This window comes from Blastocatellia bacterium (assembly GCA_016713405.1).
In the GTDB taxonomy this organism is placed as follows: Bacteria; Acidobacteriota; Blastocatellia; order Chloracidobacteriales; family JADJPF01; genus JADJPF01.
In genome coordinates this window covers 497,501-498,919 of record JADJPF010000022.1, presented here as the reverse complement: position 1 = coordinate 498,919, position 1,419 = coordinate 497,501, and the positions used below count along the sequence as shown (strand labels likewise).

At 44.3% G+C, this 1,419-nt stretch carries 2 rRNA genes (1 of these 2 running past the window's edge); both read right to left on the bottom strand.

The features are described 5' to 3' along the window. Positions 1–227: 227 nt before the first annotated feature. Positions 228–345, bottom strand: a 5S ribosomal RNA gene (gene rrf, locus IPK14_23605). Positions 346–617: 272 nt separating this feature from the next. After that, positions 618–1,419, bottom strand: a 23S ribosomal RNA gene (locus IPK14_23600); it runs 2,111 nt beyond the window's last position.

Below are 1,419 nucleotides of genomic sequence, written 5' to 3'. Positions count from 1 at the left end.
TTTCCAAGGCATTCCCGTAATGCCAACCTTTCATCCTGCTTTTCTTTTACGTGTCCCTGAAAAAAACGCGAAGTTTGGGAAGATATGAAACAAGTTATGAATAAATTAAAGGGAAATAAGAAAACTCTAAAGCATAGGTTTAGAAATAATTTATAGAGAGAAAATGAAGAAAGATGAAGAAAAGAAAAAGAAGATTAAGAAGAAAAAATATGATTTAAAAAAATAGAATCCGGCGACTACCTACTTCCCAACCTCCCAACGAGAAGGCAGTACATGATCGGCCCCAGAGGGCTTAACTTCCGTGTTCGGGATGGGAACGGGTGGGCCCTCGATAGGGTCACCAGAACTCTTTTACAATAACTAAGCCGTTAGTTATTGTAGCTAACTTATAAGTTTTTCTTTATTTAACAAAAGCTTACTATGCTAATATCTTTTTATTTAATTGCAAATATCTTTTTCTCTTTTTTTCTTTGATTTGAATAAGCAAAATTTCTTTAGAGTACTTCTTAGCTCTTTTTAATTGACTTTTCCAAAAGCAACTTCATTGCTCTACAACACTTAACTTCTTACTTTTGTATGTCTTTTTGATTAATCAAAAGACAACCAATATAAAAGTAGTGGTCAAGCCGATGGGTCATTAGTACTGGTCAGCTTAGTGTGTCACCACACTTACACTCCCAGGCTTCCTCTACGTGGTAGTCTTCCAGAGCCTCTTGGGAACCCTCTCTCCCTGGACGAGCTTCACTTGTAGTACATGTATCGGCGTTTATCTCTACCTAGCTTAGCTACCCTGCGATTACCGTTGGCACGATAACAGGTACACCAGTGGCTAGTCCAACCCGGTCCTCTCGTACTAAGGTCAGCATCCGTCAAGTTTCTACGCTCCACCAGGGGACCGGACTTTCTCGCGACGTTCTGAAACCCGCTCCGTACCGCTTTGATTGGCGAACAGCCAAACCCTTGGGGACCTCTTCATCCCCAGGATGCGATGAGCCGACATTGAGTGCCACAGTGTGAGCGTCGATGTGAACTCTTGGCTCAGATCAGCCTGTTATCCCCGGAGTACCTTTTATCCGTTGAGCGACGGTCTTCCATACGACACCGCCGGATCAAAGCCCCTGCTTTCGCACCTGCTCGACTTGTTTATCTCACAGTTCGCTATTGTTTTGCCTTTGCACTCTATGGGTGATTTCCAAACTTCCTGAACTAACCTTCGGAAGCCTCCGTTACATTTTTGGGAGGCGACCCTCCAAACTACCCGCCTGATAGTGTCCCTCTCCCTGTGAGGGAGTAGGTTAGAACCCGAACAATGGGCATGGGTGGTATCTCCCGTTGACTCCGCCAAGCCCTAAAGCCTGACTTCCTCAGTCTCCCACCTATCCTTCGCATCCTCCCAGATTCACTACCAAGTTATAGTAA